This window comes from Geodermatophilus obscurus (assembly GCF_900143215.1).
GTDB classification, from domain to species: domain Bacteria; phylum Actinomycetota; class Actinomycetes; order Mycobacteriales; family Geodermatophilaceae; genus Geodermatophilus; species Geodermatophilus obscurus_A.
Genome location: NZ_FRDM01000107.1, coordinates 1 through 1143, shown reverse-complemented (window position 1 = coordinate 1143; position 1143 = coordinate 1). Strand labels below are relative to the sequence as shown.

1 protein-coding gene is annotated in these 1143 nt (G+C 64.3%); it reads left to right on the top strand.

Translation table 11 applies throughout. The annotated features are described in order from the left end of the window. Nucleotides 1–282: 282 nt before the first annotated feature. A complete protein-coding gene (locus tag BUB17_RS25225) occupies nt 283–1026 on the top strand; it encodes a response regulator transcription factor (RefSeq protein WP_244277483.1) in 744 nt (247 codons plus the stop codon). Nucleotides 1027–1143 lie beyond the last annotated feature (117 nt).

Sequence of the window (1143 nt, the reverse complement as noted above, 5' to 3'; positions counted from 1 at the left end):
CGGACGAAGGAGAAGAAGCGTCTGTCCGAGGGAAGGCGGTGAACCATGACTGAAGACGAGTGGATTGAGCAAGCCATCGCCAGGTCCTCCCTAGGTAGCTCCGGCGCGCGACAGCTCCGGGCCCGAGTTCCTGAAAAGATGCGCCGAGTCCTGCGACAGAAGCAAGAGGACACCGACTCGGCGCCGTCCGTCCGACCAGACAACGCAGGTCGGTCCGAGGCGCGGCGGATTGCGGAACCGCCACGCGTCCCCATGCCCCCGGCGGCGCCTCTAGTGCCGGTCGTGCTGTGCGAGGACAGCGAAGTGTTTCGCCTCGAGCTCCGCATCGTCCTCGAGACGCAGCCTGACATAGTGGTCGTTGCCGAAACCTCACGGCTCTCGGATGCGCTGGAGGTCCTTGACCCCGGCAAGGGCGCTCCAGTTGTCATCGTTCGCGAGGGGCTCGTGGGGGGAGCCGAGCTTCCGCTCCTGCGCGACCTGAGCGGGCGCGGGGCGGCGGTCCTCGTGCTTGCCGAGCCAGGAAAAGGCGCCGACTCATACCTCGTTGAGTTCCTACGGGATGGTGTCCGCGGTTACCTGCCACACAGCTCAGCCCAACGTGTAGTTGAGGCGGTACGAGCGCTGGCTAGGCATGAGGCCACTGTCGACTCCGCTGCGGCCGATGAGATCACTCGCCTGACGGGTACGGTGACGCGGCCCGGCTATGGGGAACGTTCGCTAGAGCGGCTCACTGAACGGCAGCAGCAGGTCGCCAAACTTGTGGCCGAGGGACTGACCAATCAGGAGATTGCAAACCGTCTGTCCTTGAGTTTGGCGACGGTCAAGAGCCACATTGTCGCGTCGATAAGGCGCCTCGGCGTTCGCACTCGCACGCAGCTTGCGATCCTGATCAACCGGGACAACTGGCCTGATGAGGAGAAGGTCGTCCCCCCGGGGCGGGGTGGGCAGTCGGAAGACTTCTACCGTCATCGTGCGTCCAGGGAGCATGGTCAAGTCTTGATGGTGTACGCGTCTTCAGCCTCGTAGTCGCAGCGGCAGTAGCTCCTAGCTCGTCAAGCAGCTCGGCCTCTCGGGACCTCGTGGTCCCGAAGGCGAGCTGTCGTTGGGGCTTTTTGCTGCTGACTGGGTTCGTCCAGGGACCCT